The organism is Flavonifractor sp. An306 (genome assembly GCF_002159455.1).
Taxonomy (GTDB): Bacteria; Bacillota; Clostridia; order Oscillospirales; family Oscillospiraceae; genus Flavonifractor.
Window position 1 is genome coordinate 1 of sequence record NZ_NFIQ01000139.1, and the last position, 3376, is coordinate 3376.

The window sequence follows — 3376 nt, forward strand, 5'->3', positions numbered from 1 at the left end:
AGAGGTTTGACACGTTCCCATTGTTCTGTTGTTAATTCATAGCATTTCATACCTCTAGTTTCGCATATCTGCTCCTTTTGTGCAACTTTTATTTTTCAAACAAACCCTAAACAGATCTGCTTTTATTTTGACAGATAATTGCTCGAAGCACAAGGGAATCCTATCACGGTAAAAACACCAGAAAAGGATGTGCCGCAAAACGATTGTTTTTGCAGCGCATCCTTCTTTTTTGGATAACGGCATAGACTGCACCGCCGAAAAATTATTTTATGTATTTACCAAGCGGGGACGATATGATATACTAATCTAACAAACATATCATATTACATTACAGGACGGTGATAGTATGGTCGCTGCCAATCCAATCGTCATCTACTCCCGAAAATCCAAGTTCACCGGTAAAGGGGAGAGCATCGAAAACCAGATTGAAATGTGCAGACAATATATCCGGCTGCAGTTCGGAGACGATGCCGCAGAGCAGGCACTGATATATGAGGATGAGGGGTTCTCCGGCGGTACGCTGGAGCGTCCCCAATTCAAAAAAATGATGGCCGATGCAAAAGAAAAGAACTTCCGGGCCATCGTTGTTTACCGCCTGGACCGGATCAGCCGCAACATCGGCGATTTTGCCAAGTTGATCGAGCAGCTGAATAGAATGAAGATCGATTTCATCTCCATTAAGGAGCAGTTTGACACTTCCTCTCCCATGGGCCGGGCGATGATGTATATTTCCTCGGTTTTTTCTCAACTGGAACGGGAAACCATTGCCGAGCGCATCCGCGACAATATGCATGAGCTGTCCAAAACAGGGCGCTGGCTGGGCGGTAACACCCCCACCGGCTATGAGTCGGAGAGTGTCTCCCATGTGACCATCGACGGCAAGACCAAGAGGGCCTGCAAGCTGAAGATTCTCCCGGAGGAGATCGGCATCGTCAAGTTGATCTACGACAAGTTTCTGGAAACCGGCTCGCTGACAAAGACGGAGACATATCTGCTGCAGAATGGCTATACAACAAAAAACGGCAAGCAGTTTACCCGCTTTGCCGTCAAGGGGATTTTGTCCAATCCGGTTTATCTGATTGCCGATGAATTTGCTTATGACTACCTGACGAAAAATCATGTGGACCTCTTTGCGGAGCAAAGCGACTTTGATGGTGTCCACGGCATCATGGCCTATAACCGCACCTTACAGCAGCCGGGTAGAGCCCACCAGATCAAGCCAATGGAGGAATGGATCGTGTCGGTGGGCAAGCACCAGGGCGTCATCGAGGGGAAGGCATGGGTCAAGGTACAGACGATTTTGGAGCGGAACAAATCCAAAAGCTACCGCAAGCCCCGCAGCAATGTGGCCTTGCTCTCCGGCCTGCTTGTCTGCGGCAACTGCGGCGAGTACATGCGCCCCAAAATGTCCCAGCGGCGGAACATAAAAGGGGAGACGATCTATACCTACCTCTGCTCTATGAAGGAGCGCAGCCGGGGTCATGTCTGCAATATGAAAAACTGTAACGGCAACATGTTGGACGCCGATATTATAGAGCAGTTGAAGCATTTGAGTGAAGACGGCTCCGATTTTATCCGGCAGCTGGAACAGAGCAAGCGGGCGCTGCTGGGCAACCGGCAAAGCTATGACGAGGAGATTTCCAAATTAGAAACTGAGATCGCTGCAAATGAGGAGGAGATCAAGGGCCTTGTCTCTGCCCTGGGAAAGTCCTCTGGTACCTCTGCCGAAAGTTATATTATGCAGCAGATTGATGAGCTGCACGAGAAAGGGGAGGGCCTGAAGCGGCATTTGGCGGAACTGAAAGAACTGACCTCCAGCCATGCCCTGGCGGACATTGAGTTTGACCTGTTGGCGCAGATGTTGTCCACGTTCAAGGACACCGTGGACAAAATGACGGTGGAGCAGAAGCGGGCGGCCATCCGTACCTTTGTCAAAGAGATTATCTGGGATGGGACGGACGCCCATGTGGTGCTGTTTGGCTCGGAGTATGAATACGAGTTTCCCAAAATTCCAGCAGGATTGGGGAAGCGGGTCGTGGACGGTCAAACAGAGGAAAATCTTGCAGAAGCGGCGGAACGGGGCCTTGCGGAGCCGTCAGGAGCAGGTAGCAAATGAGATTCTGATGCACTTTCGCGCCCAGCGGAAGAATCAAGGGGAACTGTCCCTCTCCGACTCCATCGATGGGGACGGGGATGGGAACTCTCTGTCCCTGATGGACACCATCAGCGTGGATGACAACATGCTGGAGGAGCTGGACGCGCGGGACGCCTGCGTGAAGGTGCGGCGATGCGTCCGGGATTGTCTGGAGCCCAGAGAGAGCATGATCATCACCCTGCGCTATGGGCTGAGCGGGAAACGGCCCATGACCCAACGGGAGATCGCGGAGCAGTGCGGGATTTCCCGTTCCTACATCTCCCGCATTGAAAAGAAGGCCTTAAAGAAGCTGGAGGCCGCCATGGAAGGCCGGTAGCAGGACCGTGTCAAATAGCGCTTGTGCCGGGACCGGTGATATGATAAAATAAAGACAACTAAATTGAATGATCTTTATATGGGAGGGACCGAATTGCCGAAGGTGGGGTATTCCGCCCAGGAGCGGGAGCATATTCGGGAGTCCCTGGTGGCTACGGCGCTGGAGCTGATGGCGCGGCAGGGGATCCAGCACACAACGGTGGAGCAGATTTATCAGGCAGTGGGCATTTCCCGCACCTTTTTCTACACCTTTTTTTCCACAAAAGAGGACCTGATTGTGGAAACGCTCTACCTGCAGCAGCCCAGGGTCCTCTCCTATGCCCGGAGCCTGATGGCCGACCCGGCCCTGAGCTGGCGGGAGGGGGTCAGGCGGTTTCTCCACAGCTGCTGCTACGGGGAGCAAAACGGCATTGCGGTTCTGACCATTGAGGAGCAGCAGATGATATTCCGCCGCTTGCCGCCGGAGAGCCGCCGGGTGTTCCGGGAGAAGCAGGCCAAACTGTTTGGCGGTATTCTGGAGTGCTTTGGGGTGCGGGCCCACAGAGAGCGGATCAGTCTGTTCACCAATCTGAGCCTGACCGTCATGATTGTCCGCCGGGGTATCCCCGGCTCGCTGCCGCTGCTTGTGCCGGAGGCGGTTGACCAGACCATCGCCGTCCAGATTGAGGGGATTGTGGACTGTCTGGAGCGGCTGCGGGAACAGGACGAAAGGGAATAGTGCGTTGCGCTCCGCCTGAATGGATGTGACAAGCGAGGGTTCAGGCGGATTTTTTTACCCAGAATAAATACAAATACGATTAGGGCTTGTTTGAAAAATAAAAGTTGCACAAAAGGAGCAGATATGCGAAACTAGAGGTATGAAATGCTATGAATTAACAACAGAACAATGGGAACGTGTCAAACCTC

Annotated in this window: 3 protein-coding genes; all 3 read left to right on the forward strand. The window is 52.7% G+C overall.

Going from position 1 to position 3376, the window contains the following annotated elements; all coding sequences use genetic code 11:
* Nucleotides 1-346: 346 nt before the first annotated feature.
* Nucleotides 347-2116 carry a recombinase family protein gene (locus B5F88_RS18705; protein ID WP_087348985.1) on the forward strand — a complete coding sequence of 590 codons (1770 nt, stop codon included), beginning with the start codon at nt 347-349 and terminating at the stop codon, nt 2114-2116.
* A 7-nt stretch (nt 2117-2123) separates the two neighbouring features.
* Nucleotides 2124-2471 (forward strand): sigma-70 family RNA polymerase sigma factor, encoded by a 348-nt coding sequence (locus B5F88_RS18710; protein ID WP_204885876.1) that lies wholly within the window; start codon nt 2124-2126, stop codon nt 2469-2471.
* Between the two features lie 93 nt (nt 2472-2564).
* A complete protein-coding gene (locus B5F88_RS18715) occupies nt 2565-3188 on the forward strand; it encodes a TetR/AcrR family transcriptional regulator (protein WP_087348989.1) in 624 nt (207 codons plus the stop codon).
* The last annotated feature ends 188 nt before the right edge of the window (nt 3189-3376 follow it).

Excerpts from the sequence above, each read along its gene's own strand:
- B5F88_RS18705 (WP_087348985.1), top strand. The coding sequence starts at position 347 with ATGGTCGCTGCCAATCCAATCGTCATCTACTCCCGAAAATCCAAGTTC.
- B5F88_RS18710 (WP_204885876.1), top strand. The coding sequence starts at position 2,124 with ATGCACTTTCGCGCCCAGCGGAAGAATCAAGGGGAACTGTCCCTCTCC.